Origin of the sequence: Chryseobacterium sp. WG14, from assembly GCF_024586945.1 — a bacterium.
Classification (GTDB): domain Bacteria; phylum Bacteroidota; class Bacteroidia; order Flavobacteriales; family Weeksellaceae; genus Chryseobacterium.
The window spans coordinates 206,080-227,894 of the sequence record NZ_JALCZD010000005.1; the positions used below are offsets into that span (position 1 = coordinate 206,080).

The 21,815-nt window shown below is 34.9% G+C and carries 20 protein-coding genes; 11 read left to right on the forward strand and 9 right to left on the reverse strand.

The features are described from left to right. The first annotated feature begins 2 nt into the window (after positions 1–2). The 3 genes from MP478_RS10965 to MP478_RS10975 all read left to right on the forward strand — a co-directional run bounded on the left by MP478_RS10965 (position 3) and on the right by MP478_RS10975 (position 5,844). Positions 3–4,793, forward strand: a complete 4,791-nt coding sequence (locus MP478_RS10965) for a translocation/assembly module TamB (protein WP_257200475.1) — start codon at positions 3–5, stop codon at positions 4,791–4,793. Between the two features lie 134 nt (positions 4,794–4,927). After that, positions 4,928–5,398 carry an Lrp/AsnC family transcriptional regulator gene (locus MP478_RS10970; protein ID WP_202271032.1) on the forward strand — a complete coding sequence of 157 codons (471 nt, stop codon included), beginning with the start codon at positions 4,928–4,930 and terminating at the stop codon, positions 5,396–5,398. A 68-nt stretch (positions 5,399–5,466) separates the two neighbouring features. Beyond that, entirely contained in the window at positions 5,467–5,844 is a 378-nt protein-coding gene (locus tag MP478_RS10975) for a hypothetical protein (protein ID WP_257191489.1), read from the forward strand. 60 nt (positions 5,845–5,904) lie between these two features. Here the strand turns inward: MP478_RS10975 and gwsS are convergent, their stop codons facing one another. From gwsS to MP478_RS11000, 5 genes are all read right to left on the reverse strand, one after another. Further along, positions 5,905–6,987, reverse strand: a complete 1,083-nt coding sequence (gwsS, locus tag MP478_RS10980) for a grasp-with-spasm system SPASM domain peptide maturase (RefSeq protein ID WP_257200476.1) — start codon at positions 6,985–6,987, stop codon at positions 5,905–5,907. Beyond that, positions 6,984–7,166, reverse strand: coding sequence for a hypothetical protein (locus MP478_RS10985; RefSeq protein WP_257200477.1), 183 nt, complete (start codon positions 7,164–7,166; stop codon positions 6,984–6,986). Before MP478_RS10985 ends, gwsS begins: the two co-directional genes overlap by 4 nt. A 32-nt stretch (positions 7,167–7,198) precedes the next feature. After that, positions 7,199–8,101, reverse strand: a complete 903-nt coding sequence (gene gwsG / locus MP478_RS10990) for a grasp-with-spasm system ATP-grasp peptide maturase (RefSeq protein ID WP_257200478.1) — start codon at positions 8,099–8,101, stop codon at positions 7,199–7,201. Further along, the gene (locus MP478_RS10995) at positions 8,098–9,000 is read right to left on the reverse strand and encodes a hypothetical protein (protein ID WP_257200479.1); all 903 of its coding nucleotides are present in this window, start codon (positions 8,998–9,000) and stop codon (positions 8,098–8,100) included. Before MP478_RS10995 ends, gwsG begins: the two co-directional genes overlap by 4 nt. A 96-nt stretch (positions 9,001–9,096) precedes the next feature. After that, complete coding sequence (locus MP478_RS11000; protein ID WP_230038820.1) at positions 9,097–9,297, reverse strand: TIGR04139 family peptide modification target; 201 nt, start codon at positions 9,295–9,297, stop codon at positions 9,097–9,099. 508 nt (positions 9,298–9,805) lie between these two features. Between MP478_RS11000 and MP478_RS11005 the strand changes: the two genes are divergently transcribed. Next, positions 9,806–10,711, forward strand: coding sequence for an IS1595 family transposase (locus MP478_RS11005; RefSeq protein ID WP_257200480.1), 906 nt, complete (start codon positions 9,806–9,808; stop codon positions 10,709–10,711). After that, the gene (locus MP478_RS11010) at positions 10,704–11,834 is read left to right on the forward strand and encodes a virulence RhuM family protein (protein ID WP_257191494.1); all 1,131 of its coding nucleotides are present in this window, start codon (positions 10,704–10,706) and stop codon (positions 11,832–11,834) included. The genes MP478_RS11005 and MP478_RS11010 overlap by 8 nt, the downstream gene beginning before the upstream one ends. A 187-nt stretch (positions 11,835–12,021) precedes the next feature. Here the strand turns inward: MP478_RS11010 and MP478_RS11015 are convergent, their stop codons facing one another. Further along, positions 12,022–12,213, reverse strand: coding sequence for a hypothetical protein (locus MP478_RS11015; protein WP_257200481.1), 192 nt, complete (start codon positions 12,211–12,213; stop codon positions 12,022–12,024). Positions 12,214–12,548: 335 nt separating this feature from the next. On the opposite strand from MP478_RS11015, the gene MP478_RS11020 reads away from it, so the two are divergent. From MP478_RS11020 to MP478_RS11040, 5 genes are all read left to right on the forward strand, one after another. After that, positions 12,549–13,082, forward strand: a complete 534-nt coding sequence (locus MP478_RS11020; RefSeq protein ID WP_257200482.1) for a DUF4303 domain-containing protein — start codon at positions 12,549–12,551, stop codon at positions 13,080–13,082. A gap of 43 nt (positions 13,083–13,125) precedes the next feature. Continuing rightward, entirely contained in the window at positions 13,126–13,668 is a 543-nt protein-coding gene (locus MP478_RS11025; protein ID WP_257200483.1) for a DUF4375 domain-containing protein, read from the forward strand. A 31-nt stretch (positions 13,669–13,699) separates the two neighbouring features. Next, complete coding sequence (locus tag MP478_RS11030) at positions 13,700–14,182, forward strand: hypothetical protein (protein ID WP_257191497.1); 483 nt, start codon at positions 13,700–13,702, stop codon at positions 14,180–14,182. Beyond that, on the forward strand, positions 14,157–14,678 hold the full coding sequence (locus MP478_RS11035) for a hypothetical protein (protein WP_257191498.1): 522 nt from the start codon (positions 14,157–14,159) through the stop codon (positions 14,676–14,678). Before MP478_RS11030 ends, MP478_RS11035 begins: the two co-directional genes overlap by 26 nt. Positions 14,679–15,541: 863 nt before the next feature. Next, positions 15,542–16,582, forward strand: a complete 1,041-nt coding sequence (locus tag MP478_RS11040) for a T9SS type A sorting domain-containing protein (RefSeq protein WP_257191499.1) — start codon at positions 15,542–15,544, stop codon at positions 16,580–16,582. A 162-nt stretch (positions 16,583–16,744) separates the two neighbouring features. Here MP478_RS11040 and MP478_RS11045 read toward each other — a convergent pair whose 3' ends face one another. The 3 genes from MP478_RS11045 to MP478_RS11055 all read right to left on the reverse strand — a co-directional run bounded on the left by MP478_RS11045 (position 16,745) and on the right by MP478_RS11055 (position 19,204). Continuing rightward, positions 16,745–17,692: a transketolase family protein gene (locus MP478_RS11045; protein ID WP_257191500.1), complete on the reverse strand. Its 948-nt coding sequence runs from the start codon at positions 17,690–17,692 to the stop codon at positions 16,745–16,747. A 30-nt stretch (positions 17,693–17,722) separates the two neighbouring features. Continuing rightward, positions 17,723–18,577, reverse strand: a complete 855-nt coding sequence (locus MP478_RS11050) for a transketolase (RefSeq protein ID WP_257200538.1) — start codon at positions 18,575–18,577, stop codon at positions 17,723–17,725. A 108-nt stretch (positions 18,578–18,685) separates the two neighbouring features. Continuing rightward, a complete protein-coding gene (locus tag MP478_RS11055) occupies positions 18,686–19,204 on the reverse strand; it encodes a hypothetical protein (protein ID WP_257200484.1) in 519 nt (172 codons plus the stop codon). A gap of 321 nt (positions 19,205–19,525) precedes the next feature. Between MP478_RS11055 and MP478_RS11060 the strand changes: the two genes are divergently transcribed. Continuing rightward, entirely contained in the window at positions 19,526–21,757 is a 2,232-nt protein-coding gene (locus tag MP478_RS11060) for a reprolysin-like metallopeptidase (RefSeq protein WP_257200485.1), read from the forward strand. Positions 21,758–21,815: the final 58 nt, after the last annotated feature.

A 21,815-nucleotide genomic window follows, 5' to 3' on the forward strand; every position in this document is an offset into this window, starting at 1 on the left:
TAATGGCAAAGTTAGAGAATAATAACGAGAATGAGAATAAAAAATCTGTAGCTGAAAACCTAGGGGATCAGGTACAGAAAACTGTTGAGAATGTTGAAGACAAGGTTCGGGAAACAGTAAAAGAAGCCTCTGAACTTGCTTCAGATGCTATTCATCATCCTGTGGAAACCGCTGAAGAATTCGGTAAGCAGGCAATGAAAGATGTGACCAGCTATTCATGGTGGGCAAAGCTTCTTTTGATTCTTTTCTGGCTGGGAATTGTTGTTGTGGGTGGAATACTGGTAGCAATTAATCTTCCGGTCACCAAACAATGGGCAGCAGATCAGGCATTAAAGCTTGTTAATAATGATTTTAAATCCGGCTTTTCCACAGAAAGTGTGGATGTCAATTACTTTGGGGATGTAACCATCAAAGGATTAAAAGTAAGAGACTATAAAGGCTTAAATTTTATTACGGCACGTGAATTTCGCGCCGATTCAGACTGGATATCTCTTGCTGCCAATGCTATTTCAGGAAAAAGCAATTCTTTAAGTTTCAATTCTCTGACACTTGTAAATGCAGATATAAAAGTAATTACCTATAAAGGAGACAGTATTTCCAATTTTATAAGATTTACAGAGCTTTTTGATGATGGAAAGAAAAGGGATCCTAAGAAAAAGCCTTTTGAGCTGAATTCAAGAATACAGATCATTGATTCTAAGGTTTCCATTGTTAATCGGAATTCTCCGGGAGAACAGGGAAGGTGGCTTACTGCTACAAAATTCAATTTAAAAGCACCGAATCTTAAAGTTAATGGTCCTAATGTGTCTGCACTGATCAACAATATGTCATTTGTTACCTCAAGATGGGGAAAATCACATATTGTAGATACTTTTTCAACAGAACTTTCTTTAACCCACCAGTTTTTATCATTAAAAGATTTAACATTAAATACAGATCATACCTTACTTCAGGGAGATATTAAGTTTAACCTTCATGATGGTTCGTGGTCTGATTTTGCTGATAGGGTTAGATGGGATATGAATATCCAGCAGGGAAGCCAGGTAAGTGGATATGACATCAGCTATTTTGTGACCAACTGGGATAACAGTAAGCCATTCAATATTGCCGGAAAAATGACAGGGCCTTTAAATAAGTTTCATCTTGAAAACTTTCTGATCAGGAATCCAGATGTCAATATTGCCACCCAAACTATGAAAGTTGATAATTTGCTGAAAGGAAATTTCGCTATTGAAACAAAAAACCTTGCTGCAGATTTTACCTATAAGGATTTAAAAGCGATGATGCCTTCATTTATATCTAAAAAAATGAAGAATTTTGCTGATGATTTCGGAAAACTGAAGTATAATGGAACGGCAAAAGTAACTCCGGAGCAGGTATACGTGGAAAATGGTAATTTACTGACAGGAATTGGGCAGGCTAAAATATCCAAATTATCACTTACAGCGTATAGCAGTGCGATGCCTAAATATTCAGGATATCTTGAAGTGAAAGACCTCAATACTTCTGTTATTACTAAGAATAAAACGGTGGGGCTGATTTCGGGTAAATTTGATCTTAACGGACAAAGTTTCGATGTTAATACCATGCGTCTTACTACTAAATCTCAGATTGCCAGTATTGAGATAATGGATAAGGTAATCAGTAATCTCTATCTGGACGGGCTATTGGATCATAAAAAATATAACGGGCTTATTACCGTAAATGACGATCAGGCTAAGGCAACAATTAAGGGACTTATCGACTTCAGCACTTCTAAAGTGGCCATGGATGTCAATGCAGATGTTGGTTATCTGAATATGAATTATTTTACCAACAAGCCGGGAAGCCAGGTTGTAAGCGGGAAAGTAGATGGTAAAATGTCTATGTCGTCTATTAATGATCTCACCCTGGATGTTAATGCCAATGATCTTCAATTTGCTACTGCAACCCAAAAATATACCATTCCCAATGCCAAAGTAAAAACATTTGTTGATGGAGGAGGCCGAGTAATTGATGTAGATGCCCCGGGCGCTGCCACAGGAAAAATATCAGGAAGATATAGTCTTGCTGACCTTGCCGGCATGGTAGAAAATGGAGTAGGCAAAATATTAGTAGGTCCGCCACCAAGAAAGCTGTATCGTGGGCAGAATTTTGCACTGAACTTCGATATACAGCAAGGATTGGTTAATTATTTTCTGCCGGATCTGAAGCTTCCTCAGGGAGCGAAAGTAGAAGGAGAATATGATGGCAATTCTAATAATTTAATTTTAAACCTGGATGCTTCTTCTTTGAAATACATCATGACAAAAGAAGATGAAATTACCGATGCAGATAAGGCTTTAGCCGCATCAAACCCTGATTATAAGATTAATGACCGCAAAAATATCAGCAGAGACAGTGCTGTGGTGGATAGTGTTAAAGTAAGAATTAATACTGCCGATCTTAATCAGCAGTTGTATGCAAAAATAAACAGAGTTGTATATAATAAGAATGTCATTAAAGACTTTGAGCTTAAAGGCAATAATGAAAACAGTAATACCCTGCATTTATCAACGGTATTTAAACATGGCAGTCCTGAAGATGAAATTGAAGATAAACTTAAGGAATATGCAATTAACGTTGACCAGTCTACCGATGCTGCCGGAGACTATGTTTTCAGATTTGAGCCTACTGAAGTTAAATTCAATGAAGTTACCTGGGCAATAGATACCAGCCCGGAACTTAATCATTCTATAACCTATAGAAAGAAAACCGGGGATTTTGATATCCGAAATCTGAGAGTATACTCTGATAAAAGTGCTTTATTTATTAAAGAAGCGCAGTTTAAATCAGCTAAAGATTTTTACGTAGATGCTGACATCAATGATTTTGCCATAGAAAAACTTCTGGATATGCAGTCCGGAGGAAATGGTATGGATATAAAAGGCCTTGCTAATGGAAGTGTAAAGATCAAAATGGATAAAAGTACACTACAGCCTTTGGTGGATCTTAATATTGATGATATTAAAATGAATGGCAATGATATGGGAGATATTTCCATTTCTGCCACCAACGGTTTCTCGCTGAATGTTTATGATATTGATGTAAAAGTAAATTCAGCAGGGGTGCTTGGTAACAACAGTCTGAATCTGACAGGTACCGTTAATAACAATACTGCTTCGCCGGTTATTGACCTGACAGCAGAAATGCGGGATTTTGATCTTTCATTTACGCAGCAGTTTGTACATACTGTTTTTGGAAATTTAAGAGGAAAGGCGACAGGAGATCTTAAAATTAACGGTAAGCTTAATAATCTTGATTACAGTGGAGATATTGCTTTAAAAGACTTTGGGCTGAAATTATTGTTCACAGGAGTAGATTATTCATTTGATGATACTGTGATTCAGCTGACCAAAGGGCTTGCGATACTTAACAATATTGAGGTGCATGATGGCAGATCGAATTCTAAAGGAAATATTTCCGGAGCGATTCAGTTTGAAACTATTTCTTCAATGGGGGTCAACCTGGTAATGAGGGCAGATAATCTACTGGTTCTGAACAGTACGCAGAAGGATTCTGACCTGTTCTGGGGAAGAGTTTACGGTCAGGGGGATCTTTATGTGGACGGACCTGTTTCCGGATTGAGCATTACAACCCCTAATATGAAGGCCCTTAACGGAAGTACCTTTACCTTTAACTCCAGCTCTACATCCAATGTAGAAGAGTTTAAAATGCTGAGGTTTCTGAAAGAAGGAAAAGACGGACTGATTACGTTGGAAGAAAAGAAAAAGACCGGTGCCAATATGTATATCGATTTTAACCTGGCTATAGATAAAGGAACCACCGTAAATGTACTTATTGGTGATGATGTAGGAAATATTACCGTAAAAGGAATTGCTGATCCGTTAAAGTTCCAGATGAACAGACAAGGAAATATAGCGATGAACGGAACCTATAAAGTAGATAATGGAACTTTTGTTTCGAAAGCTATTCTTAATAAAACGTTCCAGATTGAAAAGAACAGCAGTATCAGATGGGATGGTGATGCTATGAAGCCTTCCCTTGATATTACCGCCAATTATATGAGGATGGTTTCTAATGCGGGGGAATATCTTAGTCTTGGAAAGCTTCAGCCTATCAGTATTTTGCTGCAGGCCAATATCAGCAGGTCTCTGATAGATCCTAAAGTAGATCTTGATGTGACTGCTATGGATGTTTCCAGCCAGGTAAGGGAAACGCTAGCTGCAAAAATGAGCCAGGAAGGAGAGAAGGTTCTTCAGTTTGGTTCAGTATTGCTGTTGAGTACCTTTAATGTATCCAATACAGGAGGTGTGGACGTTAATGTTGGAGATGTAGCGGAATCATCCGGATATAATATGCTTCTTAAGCAGCTGGGATCTGTTCTGAACACAATGAGTAACGAATTCCAGATTGACCTGAACTACGTAAAAGGAGATCAGAATGCCAACATTGGAGATAGAGCCAACGCCGGAGTAAGTGTAGCCCTTTCACCAAGGATAAATGTAAAAACAGGATTGGGTATTCCGTTAACAAAAACTGAGGGAACACAGACGAATTATCTCTCAGGAGAGGGATCTGTAGAGTACGATCTTTCTAAAAAAAATGACGGTACTCTGGTCCTGAGAGGATATTCAAAACCTACCAATATTGGTATGGTAAGTACCAACGGTTCTGCTAATCAAGCCTATGGAATGGGAGTTGTATGGAGCAAAAGCTTTAATTCTTTGTTCAAAAAGAAGAAAAAAGATAAAAAATCTACTGAGGCTAAAAGTGAAATAAAAACAGATTCTATAAAATCAGCAGGGAAATAATCTGAATATTTTAATGATTTTTATCATCCGTGTTAATTATTGTTAATGTTTGATATAATTTTTTTAGTTAAATTATTTTTTATAAATTTGCAAAAAATACATAGATTTTTTAAAGAAATTGTAATTTAACTAATATGAACTATCAACTGGACGAAATAGACAAGAAGATTCTTGATTTCTTAGTAGAAAACACAAGAATGCCTTTTACAGAAATTGCAAAGCAGATGGACGTTTCTGCTGGAACAATTCACGTAAGAGTGAAAAAGATGGAAGATGCAGGTATTATTTTGGGATCATCTCTTAATATTGATTATGGTAAACTAGATTATCATTTCACCGCTTTCATCGGAATACTTTTGACAAAATCAAACCGTACTCAGGAAGTATTGAAAGAACTGTCAATTATTCCTAACGTAATTGAAGCTAGCGTTATTTCAGGAAAATATAATATTTTCTGTAAAGTAAGAGCTAAGAACACTGAAGATGCAAAAAGAATTATCTATCAGATAGATGATATTCAGGATGTAATGAGAACAGAAAGTATGATCTCTATGGAAGAGTACTTAAGTGACAAAAACAGACTGATCAACGCGATCTCAATCTAATTCAAATTTTAAACGAATTATTATAAAAGAACTTATGAAATCTCTCATAAGTTCTTTATTTTTGTACCATGGAAGAATACAGCTATTTTGATGAAGATCCGAAGAAAGGATGGGGATTTGTACTGGCATTTGCTGCCCTGATGTTATTTACGGTTATGGGACTTGGAATTGATGTGGATGAATATTTACAGCATGAATATCTTGAAATTCCAAGATGGTACTTTTACGTTATCTTTTCCATTGATGCGTTGATGATGATTGGCCTCGTGTTGATGTTCTTCTATAGAAAAGTGGGAATCTTTATGTTCCCGGCATTGCTGGTATTGCATTTCTTTATGCATAATTATTACCTGTCTACCTTCTTGTATACCGATGTTACCAATCTTTTCCTTTTTACAGGATTTGGAATGTTGGCTATCATTCCGAAATGGAAGTTTTTCAGATAGCAGATGTTTTGTATTGGCTGAGAGAGGAAGGAATTTTATAGTAGAGAAATCGGATTTCAGCTATTCTTTTTTTTCCAGCTCTCTATACTGTTGAATTGCCTTTGATTTTAACGGATTTTGGGCCCATTCTTCCCATTCTGTGGAATAAGGGTTATAGCCACACTTCAATGGCTTTGATATGTCCAGTCCATCTCTGTTTATATGGGTCTGTTCTGTATACGCCCTGCAGTCTGTGCAGATATTCCTGAATTCGCAATCCTTACAGGTTTCTATACCTTCTTTGGTAAGGTCCCAGTATTTTTTAAATTCAGACTTTTTTAACACCTCTTCAAGGCTCTGGTGGTAGATATTGCCATAGATTTCCGGCATTAAAGGACAGTTTTTAATATTGCCGTTGATATCAATACCCATCTTTTTATGAAGACAGGAATTGTGATTCATGGCTTCCAGCACTTTAGAAATATTCGTGTTAAAATACTTCATATCAACTATACCACAGGAAGTTATCTTTAAATCCTGTTTTATAAAATCAACAGTAAACCTGAGTGTATTGTTTACTTTAAAAGATGAGCAGGCAGCATTATATAATACAAGGCTATGAATTCTGGATACCTTGTCACTTAGCTCTTCGAGAGAATGATGATCAAGCTGGTGATGATGCGGAGAGAAAATCTCAATATTTTCTAAAGGGGTGTTTGTAAACAGCTGATCAATTTTCAGGAATTCATCAAAAGAAAATTTGCTTGTAGAGAATATAACCAGATGTCTGATTCCCAAATTTTCTATTGAATTTTTTAGTTTATGCAGAATATCTACATTTCCAAGTTCTATAAAAATATTGGAAATTGTACTGTAATCTCTGTATTCATAAGATAATGGAGGAAAATTATGGTCCCAGCCGTTTTCAGTGATAAAACCATATTCTTTTTCCAATAGAAGATCTATGTACTCCTCTACAATCTCTTGAGACTCATGATCGTAATTGCTGAGGATATTTTCAATGGGATGAGCCTTCAATTCTTCAATAAGCTCATACAGCTCCAGAGGATACAGTTCCGACGTGTTTCTCTGTAAATCTGACACAAGGATTCTATTAGCTCCTTTTGTGATGAAAATAGTGCTGAATAGGTTGAAATATTTCATGTCAGTCTTACCAGGGATTTATGAGGTTTTAGTTTTACATAGAAATCAGTTTGGTATCTTTCACATTCTATGGTAATATTGAAATGTGGCTTTTCTCTCTTTTTATTTTTTACGACCTCCACATTTTTATAGATAAGAGGTAGTGGGTGTTTTTCTTTTGGAATAAAATTCTTTTTCATATGGGGGATATTATTCTTTTAAATTAGGAGGATCATAAATAATCTGCAATTTCTTTCTCTAATGAATAATTGCATATGACAGAAGATCCCAGGAATTGTCCTACGGTATTGACCTCTAAAAAATAATATTTGTTTCCGCTTTTAATAAAATCCAGGGAGCCACAATTGAGATCTAAAGACTGCATCAGAAGATGGATTTTATCTTCAACATCTTTTGGAAGTTGATAAGGGACGTTTCTATTAGGTTTTTGATTATTGTATTTTCTGAAATCAATTTTAGTTTGCTCATCATTCTGGGAAAAGATGGCTGTGGACCATAGGGTGCCGTTCAGATAAAAACTTCTGATCTCGAAATCTTTTTCAATTTTTTCCTGAAAAAAAGTAACAAAGAAGCTGGCATCTTCATATTCTTTAACTACAGAGGTGTACATCATGCCTGTGGAATCTTTGGTGATGTTTTCCACCCGCGGATTGCCTCCAATGGTTTTGATAATAGTTTTTTCAAGTTGCACCCCGTCTGTAGTATCTGCAAGAAAATAAGCAGGGACGTCTAAGCCAAATTTCTGTGCCTGCTTCAGCACCAGTAATTTATTGACATCACTGTTACTCTCTTTATTGATGTGTTTTTTAGACTCTAACGTCTTCCTTACATAATCTTCCAGCCAGTGCTGGTATTCATTCATATTGAGATTGATGGATTCATTTTTGTATTGTAAATGCTCAAAAACTAATCCTCCTCTTCTGTACCAGATGCTGGTAATATCATCAATAAAAAAACTGTTTCTTTGACTTTCCAGATAGATCCGTTTTTCTTTTGTTTTAATTTTAAAAACTTCGTCCTCATGGACACGAATAAAAGGCTTACCCATTTTCAGCAGCCATTTTATAACTTCAGTTGTAGTGATCTCTTGATTTTGAGAAATAATCAGAATCATTTTTCCGTTTTATTCTTTTTAGAAAAGTCTTTGGTAATAACTTGTGCATGCCTAAGACCAGGCAGCCCTACACTTTTTCGGTTACGATTGATAACTGCTGAATCTTTTAAGTTACCATTTCCTATATAAACCCAGTAAGGTGGATCTTTTTTAAGAATATGCAGATAATACCGGTCTATCATTGCCGCATAGTCCCGCGGAGGACATTCACCGGATTTTACATATTCTAATATTTTGGTCTTGAAGTAGGGGTGATATTCATCGTAATCAGCCATATGAAGTAATAATGGACCTGATGGCATAAAAAAGTCACCATTCCATAAACCTATTTTCTGAAGGCTGGGAAATCCCTCATTCTCAAACATCCATTTCAGCATTTCAGCATTTTTTTTGTCATTTTTAATGATATCCAAACTGTTTTTACGACTGTCTTGATCACGCTTAAATGCAACGGTGAATGAATCTATTAGTTTTCTATTAAGTCTTTTTTTCCATTGTGCTACTTCCAGATCTATTTCCTGTCGGTTTATACCATATTTTTTATATAACTGTATAAAGCGGGTATCCTCCTTTCTATATTGCCAATAAGGGGCAATTAAAGGAATCAGTTTATAAAGGCTTTTTTTTCCACCGAAATTTTTATGGTGCTGATCAGCGAATCTGATGTAAGTTTCATATTCCTGGATACGATCCTGATTTAAAGGTGGATATTTCCTGAAAAGCTTCTTATATTGTTTTATCGCAGAAAGTGTATCTTTTTTGAATCGGTAGATGCTGTCAATTTCATTGACTTTGTTATAATAGGCGATATAATTTAGATTTCTGTTTTTACAGGAAGAAAAAATAAACAGGCTAATAACTAAGGTATATATAAAATAGTATGCAGTATTTTTCCTCATAGATTTGTAGATTAGGTAAAGAGTAAAATAGCGATAAAGTTCAGTAGTATTAAAAACTATAGAGGAATGAACCTCTATAGTTTACATTGTTTACGACTAACAGCCTACATACAGTGTAGACTGCAACGTACCATCTTTCCAAGTCTGCTTATCATAGCAGTTAGCTCCACCGTCTGTTGCTACATAGCTGTAATCTGCTTTCAGATAACCTCCGTGGATTGACTTTAAATCTTTTCTTTGTAATTTTCTGTTTTCTGTAGAAGAGAAATTACCCTTCATTCCTGTAAGCTTTTTCATGTTTTGAATTTTTTAAATTAATATATTGTCTGCCATATCATCCCTGGCATAGGGATAGGTTATTCTACATATCGACTTTGTACTGTGCACATACAGTTTTAATAGATAGAAAATATTTTATCAGCGTTGATGGTTCAAATGTAAATATAAATACATCACTTCATTGTGATGAAATTTGTTTTTTATATTGTAGATTTCAATATAATTTGTACATATTAAAATAACAGAATAAATATTTTTAATGAAATAATGCAGACTTTTTTAAAAATAAAGTAATAGTGAAAATAAAATTGTAATATATTGTGTGATAAATTGATATGCTTGTATTATTTTCTATTGTACACAATGATATACTGACTGAAGCCTGTTTAAAATAATTAAAAATTGAGTCACAAAGCTGAACGAAAGGCTATAAATAATTTAAGGTGACTATATATAATTCTACATAAATTAAATTTGTTGTTGTGTAATTAAGTTCTTACATTTGCTTTTATAAATAGCAGATGTTATGATTAACACGAATTTCAAATCAATTTTAGATCTTATAAAAGCCTTTCCGGACGAACAATCATGTATTGAACATTTGGAAAAGTTAAGATGGAATGGTAATGTAATTTCTCCATTTGATCCAACTTCAAAAGTCTACAATTGCAAAGGTAATAAATACCGATGTAAAAATACCGGCAAATACTTTAACGTTAAAACCAATACCATTTTTGATAACACTAAATTAGGGTTACAGAAATGGTTTTTGGCTATTTATATAGTTACCTCTCACAAGAAAGGAATTTCATCTCTACAATTAGGCAGAGACTTAGATATTACTCAAAAGTCTGCATGGTTCATGTTACAACGAATTAAAAAATGTTTTGGCATTGAGAATAATAATGATTTAGATAGCGAAGTTGAAGCAGACGAAACTTATATTGGTGGAAAGAATAAAAATCGCCACGCAAATAAAAAGATTGATGGATCACAAGGACGAAGCGCAAAGGATAAAACTCCAGTAGTTGGAATGGTTGAACCTGACGGTAAATTGAACGCTTATAAAGTTGAAGACGTAAAGTCAAATACATTAACTAGAAAAATAATTAAAGACGTAAAAGAAAGTGCTAAAATATACACAGATGAGTGGTTGGGTTATAAAGGTGTTTCTAAAATTTACGATCACAGCATTGTAAAGCATAATCAATCAGAATACGTAAACGGGCGTATACATACAAATACTATTGAAGGCTTCTGGTCTTTATTAAAACGTGGCATGTATGGAATATATCATGCTACATCTAAAAAGCACCTACAAATGTATGTTGATGAGTTTGTATTTAGATACAATACAAGAAAACATACAGAAGAAAACAGATTTAATTTACTACTTTTAAAATTAACCTACAAAACACTTCTTAATGGATAATCAAGAAAATTACTCAAAATTTATATTTTATCAATCTGAAGAAGGTAAAACCAACATTCAAGTTATTGTTGATGATAATAATGAAACAATTTGGGTTACTCAGAAGTCTATGTCAGAAATATTTGATATTGATATTAGTGGTATAACGAAGCATTTACAAAATATATTTGAAGATGGAGAATTAATTGAAAGTAGTAATGTGCAAAAAATGCACATTGCAACATCCACGAAACCAGTGAATTTCTATAATTTAGATGTAATTATATCGGTTGGCTACAGGGTTAATTCATACAAAGCTACACAATTTAGGAAGTGGGCCACCTCTGTGCTAAAAGAATATATGATTAAGGGTTTTGCTTTAGACGATGAAAGATTAAAGCAGGGTAATAAAATGTTTGGAAAAGATTATTTTGCAGAATTACTTGAAAGGATTAGAGAAATCCGATCAAGTGAAAGGCTTTTTTATCAAAAAATAACAGATATATATGCTACTTCAATAGATTATGATCCTCATTCACCAATAACACAAGAATTCTATGCTACAGTTCAGAATAAATTACATTGGGCTATTCATAATCATACAGCAGCAGAATTGATAAAACTGAGAGCAGATTATAAAAGTCAAAATATGGGATTAACCTCTTGGAAGAATGAAAAAAAAGGTGGCAAGATTCTAAAAACTGATGTTACAGTTGCTAAAAATTATTTGAATCAAGATGAAATAAGAAATTTGAATAGAGTTGTTACTATGTATTTAGATTTTGCAGAAAATATGGCAGACAGAAATAGAGAAATGAAAATGTTAGATTGGATTGTAAAATTAGATGCTTTCTTATCATTCAATGAATATGACATATTAAAAGATTCTGGAAAAGTTTCAAAATCTATTGCAAAAAAAATAGCAGAAAATGAATATGAAAAATTTAGAGTAATTCAAGATGTAGAATATAAGTCTGATTTTGATAAAGTGGTAGCTGAAATTAAAGTATCTGGTAAAATTCCCCCACGATCAGAATTTAGTATAAGCGGATTTTTAAAACAAGCTGAACAAGAAAGTAATTTATCTGACTTTGACCAAAAACTAAAAAAGGGATTAGGATTTGATCCTAAATCGGAAAAATAAATCTTTTGCAAGTCTTAAACTTTAATTAGATTTGCAATTCAACTTTTAACAAAACAAAGCGTTTGCTTTTTATTCTACTCACAGGAATCTGGTAAATTCAAAATTAGGTGTAGTATAAATTAAGTTATGGGTTAATAGTTTCAACTTTAATTGGTTCAACGTGGACTGGACTTACTGAGCATCGTCCTTAGTTTGACCCACTACCTCTTACGCATTTATACCAGTCTTTTTGGAATGTATAATAAACATCTTTTTGAAAAGGTTTAACGGAAACAACCATTGAGTCCATTTCTTTACGACCGTCCGAAATCAAAGTAAACCCACGTGATTTTAATTCTTCAAACAATTCCTCATTGGTTATCTTTTTAATATCTGCCATAGCTTTATTTTTGAGTGAAGTTACGGCAGATATTATTTTTTAATGATTTGCTGATTTCTATTTAGTAAGTTTGTGTAAACTCGTATATAGTTACCTAATTTAGTTTATTTTAAGTTTAAACGGATTGAAAATAAAAAGTAAACTTTAGCAAAAAATCTTTTATTTTTTAAAACTTATGTGAGCTTTAATGAGTTTATTTTCACAGATTTTATTAAAAAAAACAAAAGTTTAAAAAACATATTGTTTATAATAGGGAAAATAGACAGGACTTACTGTATTTTAGTATGCTCCTTTAGTAGGATAAGGGTAATTTTACGGGCTCTTTAAAAAAAAGGATGGATTTTGAAATTTTAAAACAACAGATAGAAAAAGCAACAAAGAAAGCATTTTTGGAAATGTATGCTCAACATGGTGAGGAGAAGATCTATAGTTTTGCATTATACAGTGATGAAGGAGCTATGACTGTATGTCCTGCTACAAATACTCTTGTGATGCTTGAAAATGCAGATAATGAGGATGCTCTTTACTATAAATATGAGCCGGCTGAATGGAAATATGAAATGGATGGGGCAGAAGAGGAATTTAATGCCATATGTACTCAGCTGAGAGCAGAGCTGGATGAGCATGATGAAGATGATGAATGGTTTGAAGGATTTCAAAGTAAACTGTACTCAAGCTGTATTGAAGTATTGAAAAAGCTTAAAGAGGATAATTTCTTTAGTCAGATTACCGGTGAAGATATATTCCTGATTTTTACAGTTTCAGAATATGAATTTGAAACGGAAGATTTGGAAAATATCATTACAGGTCTCAACAACAATAAATATAAAGATGAATACCTCGCATGGATGAATACGTGGGGCAGCTGATATTCCATAAGTGGATTTAGAAAACACCTTACATTATAAAAATATGAAACTGAATAAAATAATTGTTTCGGATACTTCTTTTAACAGCAATGAACCTTATGACGTGATTAGTTCTAATATCTCCGTTATCAATCTGCTGAATGAAGAAGGTTTGGAACAGGATCAGATGCATGAAGATTCAATAACCAGTTACTTTATCGATTACTATTTGTCACAATATAAAAACGGAAATTTTTCCCAATTTGTCTGGAATTCCGGATGGTCAACTGAACTTAACGGCATTATAAAAGATGGACTTAACAAAATAAAGGCTCAAAAAAATCTGGATTTATTTCTTGAGCAATGTGCCAAAGTAGAAAGTTTGGAAGAAGGAGAGCTGCAGAAGTTTTTAGAAAGCGAGTATTTTGGGCCTAATAAAACAAGAGACAAGCTGAAAAATGATTCATTCTACAACCTGGAGGAAGATATAGTAGATTTGAATGCTCAATGGCTTAAAAAGCACCCAGACCTGGAGGTACTAAGTATTGAAAATATGTTCGGAAAGCTGGAAAAACTAATGGGACGAGAGATAGACAGAGAAAATTAACCTTAATCAAATAAGAACAGAAATATTAATTATGAATACACTTAACTACTACAAAAAAGAAGGAAACCAATACATTTTTAAAAACCAGCCTGTGTTTGTTTTTATAGTGGCCATCTTTTTTCTTGCCGTTACTATATTGTTTTACAGGATAGATTTAAAATGGTTATCCTACGTGACAATAGCCGTTGCTGTCCTTATTGTGATCAATTTCTTTACAAAGAAGTTTATTATTGATATGGACCGGCAGACTATTACAGGAAAGCATACCGTTTTTAGTCCTGCAAAAACCTATCACCTGAAGGATTTTACGAATTTTGAAGTAGTGGCGACGAAATATATGGGATTTATTACGATCAACGTGATTCTTTCTATCCATTTTCAGGTAGACGGAAAAGACAAAAAATTAGCTTTAGGACAAGCCGTCTCTCACAAAGGAATACAGAAGATGATCAATGAGACGGAAGATATCATGAACAGCAATAATTTGAATGATGGACGTAATAGACCGGTATAGGTTCAGGGAAGACGGAAACGAAATCCGTATAATGCCTCAATACAGCTTTATGCGCATTTTGGTATGGTGGCTTGCCATTGGAGTTATAGCACTTCCTGTTATTTACTTTTACAGAGCCCAGATGTCTTCGGGTACCTTTCAGATTGCCCTGGGATTATGGGCTGTTTATATGATCTACTTCCTCTTTGATCTTATTTTCAGAATTCCGGTGACCTATATTTTTGATAAATCTCAGAAATGCATTTATAGAAAGCTGTATTTCTCCAGAAAGATCATGAGCTTTGATGAAATGACCTATTTTGTGAATGAAGAATCGGGATCTTACTGTTTCTCCATTGGGAAAAAAAGAAATCAGTTTGTAAAAAACTACAGGATCAGTAATTATTTTTCGGGGTCTAAAGCTTCCGATAGGAGGGAAGATGAGTATATAGAAGAAATATTATATCCGATACTGCAGGCAGTGGGAATTCCGATGAATACTGCTGAAGGGCGGTAATAGTATATATCTAAGCCTTATATAAACCCCGGCTGTTTCTTTGAAACAGCCGGGGTTTTGTTTATAATATGACTTTAACTGAAAGTTTACATTGTTAATTTTTTATAAAACAAAAACATTAAATTTAATTTATTCAAGTAAAATAAATTATGATTGATATTTATTAATTAATATTTTTTTATATTTGATATACTAAAATTAAGTAAGTTGTCTTACTTAGGATGTGATGCTAAAAAACTATAACTATGAGAATAAATATTTTTTCTACATTTTTTCTCATTTGTATAAGAAAGCCAAGATTGAATGAGGTTGTACCTGGCTCGTTTAATAATCTTATTTAGACTTAATCTTTTAAATAAATACCAACTAAATTATTTTATACTGCCCTTGACATCAGTTACTTTTTATCAATGTATGAATAGGTAGGTATTAGAACTGTAACTATCAAGAAGTTTTAAATGTAGATAACTCCAAATATTTTCATCCAGATGACAGAGGCTTGTTACGAACGTACTGTATCATTAACGGTCAGAAATTTTATATTGTTTGTGCCTTTTTTAATTTATTAAAATTTCCACTCAGAATTTGATTTAAAATTTAACTCAAAAAACTAAACCCAAAACCTTAATAATATGAAAATTTATTTATTAGCAGGTTGCACTTTTAGAAAGGCAATACTGTTTCCCTTATTGGTGTTCTTTACGAACACGCTAGTATATGCACAACAAGTGTATGTAAGCAGTCAGAGTAATCAACGTTATGGACCTTGCGTTCTTTGCTCCGTCGAAAATCCAGAAAATGCAGTTGGGCCTGATGAAAGCAGTTATGCTGCCATAAATATTCCAATAGGATTGTTTGCGAGTATGGAGCAAACTCTAATTTTTCCTTCGGTAAAAACGTATTCGAAAGTTGTGATAGGTATTGGCGGGAATCAAGCCGGTTTGTCTGTGCAATTGCTGGGAGGTGTTTCTGTACAAACCTATAACGGAAACATAGCAAATAATGATTTCAAGCCTATTAGCAATGAGATTCTTAAAGTTGGAGCAGCTGATCCCAGTAGAGGGACTATAGAATTTACACCGGCCAAACCTTATGACCGGGTTTTATTGAGGGTGGGTACTGGAATAAACATTAATGGTGGACTTCGGGTGTATTACGCCTATCAGCTTGATAGAGTCTATGCAAGTAGTGAAAATCATCTTGCTCTGTGTCCAGGTTGTACAGTCCAAAATCCGCAAAATGCAGTTGGGCCTAATGAAATTGATTTCTCTAAATTGATCCAGCCCCTTTCTGAGATTGATGGGGTCCCTGTTAGCCAAAGTCTTCAATTCCCAACTATTAAAACCGCTACTAAACTTGTAATTGGGGTGAGCAGTGACGGTAAACCTATTGATCAGGTAATTGATAAAGAGGTTAATATTGGCACGACAAACCCTAATAATAGTAATGGTGAAACGATCTCTGGTGGGCTAAAAATAGACCCTCAAAACCCTTATAAAGGGACGATAGAATTTATGACGTCACTCCCATATAACGGTGTTATATTCATTATGGAAAGATCCCGTTATTATACAAATGAATTAAAAATCCATTATGCCTATCAGGAAAATGTTTATCAGCCTGTAACGGTACCTTCTGCCAAGGTAATGAAAACTGTTTCTGCAGAAAAAGTCTTAACCCTGTTTCCTAATCCTACCACAGGACAAATTACTTTAGAAGGAAATATTGATTTTACAGACGCCAATATTTTCATCAACAATACTTTTGGGAAAGAAGTTTTTCGTTCGAAATTCAGATCTAAAACCATTGATTTGCCGGCAGCATTACCCGGAGGAGTCTATATGCTGACTGTGCAAACAAAAGACAAGGAAACCTATACACATAAGATTATTCTGACAAGGTAAATTTTTATGGGTTCCTCTAAGCTATAGTGCTCTGATTTTTCGAAAAAAGAATAGGAGTAAGGATCTCTAAAAACTTTGGATTGAAATAATTACTTTTAACTGAATAAAAACAAAGCCGTCTCACAGAGACGGCTTTTATATTATCATTTGAAAAAGGCTTTCTTAGTTAGCTAAGATTCTTTTTACTGCTTCTTTTACCGCTGCAGCATCAATTTTATACTTCTTCATCAGTTCTGCAGGTGTTGCAGACTCTCCGAATGTATCATTTACCGCTACGAATTCCTGTCTTGTAGGTCTTTGTCTTGCAAGCATTCCTGCTACAGATTCTCCTAAGCCACCAAGGTAGTTGTGCTCTTCAGCAGTAACAATCTTTCCTGTTTTTTCAACAGATTTTAAGATGATCTCTTCATCTAAAGGTTTAATCGTGTGGATGTTGATTACTTCACAAGAAATACCTTCTTTTTCAAGCTCTTCAGCTGCAACAAGAGATTCCCATACAAGGTGCCCTGTGGCCACAATGGTTACATCAGTACCTTCCTGCAACATGATCCCTTTTCCAATTTCGAAAGGCATATCTTCAGGAATGAATACCGGAACAGTAGGTCTTCCGAATCTTAAATATACAGGACCTTCAAAATCAGCAATAGCAATAGTGGCTGCCTTTGTCTGGTTGTAGTCACAAGGATTGATTACCGTCATACCAGGAAGCATTTTCATCATTCCGATATCTTCCAAAACCTGGTGGGTAGCACCATCTTCCCCTAAGGTAAGACCTGCGTGAGAGGCACAGATTTTTACATTTTTCCCAGAATAAGCGATAGACTGACGGATCTGGTCATATACTCTTGAAGTAGAAAAGTTAGCGAAAGTTCCTGTAAAAGGAATTTTTCCTGTAATGCTAAGCCCTGCAGCAATACCCATCATATTAGCTTCAGCAATCCCTATCTGAAAGAATCTCTCCGGTGCTTTCTCAATGAATTTCTCCATTTTTAAAGAACCGATAAGGTCTGCACAAAGTGCTACTACATTAGGGTTTTTGTCAGCCAGCTCTGCTAATCCTGCTCCGAATCCTGAACGTGTATCTTTTTTTTCTGTATATGTATATTTCATTTTTATTTTTTTAATCGAGATGTTAAGATATTAGTAATCTGCCGGAGCTTCTAAATACAATTGTTTGAATGCTGTATCCAATTGCTCATCATTAGGAGCTTTTCCATGCCATGCGTGGCTTCCCATCATATAATCTACCCCATAACCCATTTCAGTATGAAGGATGATCACTACAGGTTTTCCTTTTCCTGTTTCAGTTTTTGCTTTCTCAAGAATAGCAATCACTGCTTCAAGATCGTTTCCGTTTTTCTCCTCAAGTACCGTCCATCCGAAAGCCTCAAGTTTAGCATGAAGATTTCCTAAGGTCAGTACATCATCTGTATCCCCGTCAATCTGACGTCCGTTGTAGTCTATAGTAGAGATAATGTTGTCTACTTTTTTAGCCGCAGCATACATTAAAGCTTCCCAGATCTGACCCTCCTGAAGCTCGCCATCTCCGTGAAGTGTATAAACAAGAGACTGATCTCCGTCTAATTTTTTACCCTGTGCTACACCAAGTGCCACAGAAAGCCCCTGTCCAAGAGAACCTGAAGCGATTCTGATCCCAGGAAGTCCCTCATGAGTAGTTGGGTGCCCCTGTAATCTTGAATCCAGTTTTCTGAACGTCTTCAGTTCTTCCACCGGAAAGAAATCAAATCTTGCCAAAGTAGAGTAGAAAACAGGTGAAATATGCCCGTTTGATAGATAAAAATGATCTTCATTTTTCCCTTCCATAGTAAAAGGAAGATGATAGTTCATCACCTTTCCGTAAAGTGCTGTGAAGTATTCTGTACAACCTAAACTTCCGCCCGGGTGGCCTGAATTAACAGCATGAACCATTCTTAAAATGTCTCTTCTGATCTGTGTAGTAAGAGATTTTAACTCTTCAATACTTTTACTCATTATATCTGATTTATTTGCACGCGAATTTACAATTTTTTACCGGCTTATGGAAATGTAAAAATCCGGATATGAAAACCCGGATTTTGACTTATTTACATATTTTCCCTGTTTTTAGCAGCCCTCATTAAGGTAAACTGAAATTTCAGCAACAATATTATTAATAAATTTAAAACTTAATTGTGTGCCTGCATCACTGTCTTCCAGGGTAAAATAACCGGTATCTTTTATAGGTTTTCCATTTTGATCCCAATCCGGGCGTACGCTAAAGTTGGAATAATTTCTATAAGCATTGATAAGGTCATCTCTGGTACTTCCAACTCCAATTCCACTTTTAGTTTTAAACTTTTTACTGGAAGTCGTCATATAAGAAATAGAAGGAACGCTTGGATTGGCCTCATTAATGTAATTATCGAAAATGTCAATTTGGATTGTTTCGCCATTGTATTTCACCATGTTTTTTTTATCCCCGTCTGAAGTCTTCAGTTGTGTACCGGAAATTTTTTCAGCCTCAGCTTTTGGCATGAAAACCTTATATGGGCCAATTCTTAAAGTAGAAACTTCAAAATTCTCCTGAGCATTTATAGAGCTTAGTGTCAATATGAAGACAAAAATTGAAACAAATTTTTTCATAGTTTTTTAATTTTTTTAATGCATGAGTATTTGCATTCTTATTATCCACTGCAAAGATATTCAAAATAGACAATTCTATAGAAGTTACTATCATTAATTGCATGGGAAATAGGGTATCTATTTTTCTCTGTAATATAGAAAATAGAAAATTTTTAGACAAAAAACAGATGAGATGTTGTTTTACGGTAATGTTATATTTGTTTATTATTTTTTATAAACTTGTATTGATTTTATATTTTTTAGTATAATATTCGTTGTAATTTTATTATTTTCGTAATTATTTGTAATTTAGAGTATTGTTTTTAACCCAAATCTATAAATATGAAAATTAAACAACTATTTTATCTGGGGATATTTATTTTATCCATTTCCCTGGGAAAAGCACAGGACTTTTTTACCGTGATCAATGAAAGATCCATTAAAGCTGAGCCTAAAAACAGAACCGTAGAGCCTGAGAAATTTCTTACCTATACAGTGGATGTGGCTGGAATGAAAAGCTATTTCAATTCAGTTCCGGAACTGAGAGATAATGATGTTAAAGACAAAGCCCCCATTATTGTCTTACCTATGCCGGACGGGACCAAAGCAAAATTCAAGATTTGGAAATCTTCGGTAATGGCTCCCCAATTGGCTGATAAGTTTCCTCAAATTGTTACTTTCACAGGGCAGGGAGTGGATGACCAATATGCTACTGTAAAGCTGGATTTTACAGAACTGGGTTTCCATGCGCAGATAAAATCTGTGGTTGGAGGCGATGCGTATATTGATCCTTATGCAAAAAATGATGTTAATAATTATATCATTTACAAAAAAAATGATTTAATTGATAAACAGCCGAGAGTTTGCGGTACAAAGGATGAAGATGCAACATTAGAAAAAAAAAGCGAACAAAAAACAGTTACCGCAAGCGTAGGGACTCAAATTAGAGTTTTCCGGTTTGCTGTGGCTTGTACCGGTGAGTATGCAATGGCTGCAACAGGATTAGCCACACCTACAGTTGCCCAAACCTTATCCGCTATTGTAACGACGGTAAACAGGGTAAATGGAGTCTATGAGCAGGAGGTGGCTTCAAGATTGATATTGGTGGACAATGAAACCAATGTTATCTTTACGGATGCTACTACAGATCCTTTTAACGGAAATGATGATGCCTATACATTAATTGATGAAAGCCAGGCTCAGATTGATGCATTAATAGGTGCTGCTAACTATGATATAGGACATACTTTTAGTACAGGTGGCGGTGGATTGGCCGGATTGGGAGTGATCTGTAGTAATGGAAACAAGGGAAGCGGTATTACAGGTTCTTCTAACCCCGTGGGTGATCCTTATGATATTGATTATGTTGCACATGAAGTAGGGCATCAGTTTGGTGGCCCTCATACTTTTAATGCAATAACAGGAAGTTGTAATGGGAATCGTAGTAACAGTAATGCTGTAGAACCCGGAAGCGGAATCACCATTATGGCGTATGCAGGTATTTGTAACAGTACAAATAATTTAGCCCCTAATAGTATTGCTATTTTTCATACCCGTTCATTTCAGTCTATTACGAACAGAGTTCAATCCACAACATGCCAGGTAATAACTCCTGCCGCCAATACAGCTCCTACTGTAAATGCGGGAAATAATTATACCATACCTAAAAGCACACCGTTTAAATTAACTGGTTCCGCAACAGATGCCGAAAACAGTGGCCTTACCTATTGCTGGGAACAAAATGATAACGGACCGGCAGGAAACTGGAATGCTCCGTCCGGAAACGCTGCTTTATTCAGATCATTTATGCCTACTACTGTTCCTTACAGATATTTTCCACAAATTACAGATGTGATTAATAATGTTACCACTAAAGGAGAAATTTTACCATCCTATGGAAGAACTATGCAATTCAGACTGACCGTGAGAGATAATAATGCCGGTTGTGGCGGAGTTGCCAATGATGATGCCTCTGTTACTGTTGACGGAAATTCAGGTCCGTTCTTGGTTACAGCGCCTGTTTCAGCTGTAAGCTGGAATGGTGACACTTCTCAAACAATAACCTGGGATGTTGCCAATACCACTGCCGCTCCTGTAAGCTGTGCCAATGTAAGTATTTTACTTTCAACAGACGGTGGGCTCACTTATCCTACTACAATTGTAGCTTCTACACCAAATGATGGCTCGGAAACAGTTACCATTCCTAATGTGAGTACCTCACAAGCCAGAATTATGGTGGCAGGAGAGGGGAACGTTTTTTATAATATTAACCCTGTCAATTTCACTATTAACAGGGTGTTGGGGGTTAACGAAACTAAAGGAAATAACGATGTATTTGTAGTATATCCTAATCCGAGCAAAGGTCTTCTGAATATCAAGTTTACCAATTCAAATGATGTTTATGATATAGCGATCTATGATGCAAGTGGAAAACTGGTATTGAATAAGCCCAATAATAAACCGGATCATGATCAAGTGGGTACCTTTAATTTAACCCACCTCGTTAAAGGAGATTATTTAATTAATGTTAAAACTAAAAATATGGATAAAACCATCAAGTGGATTAAAGAATAAATACCATATTAAGTGTATAATAAAGGCTGTTTTACGAGTAAAACAGCCTTTATTATTT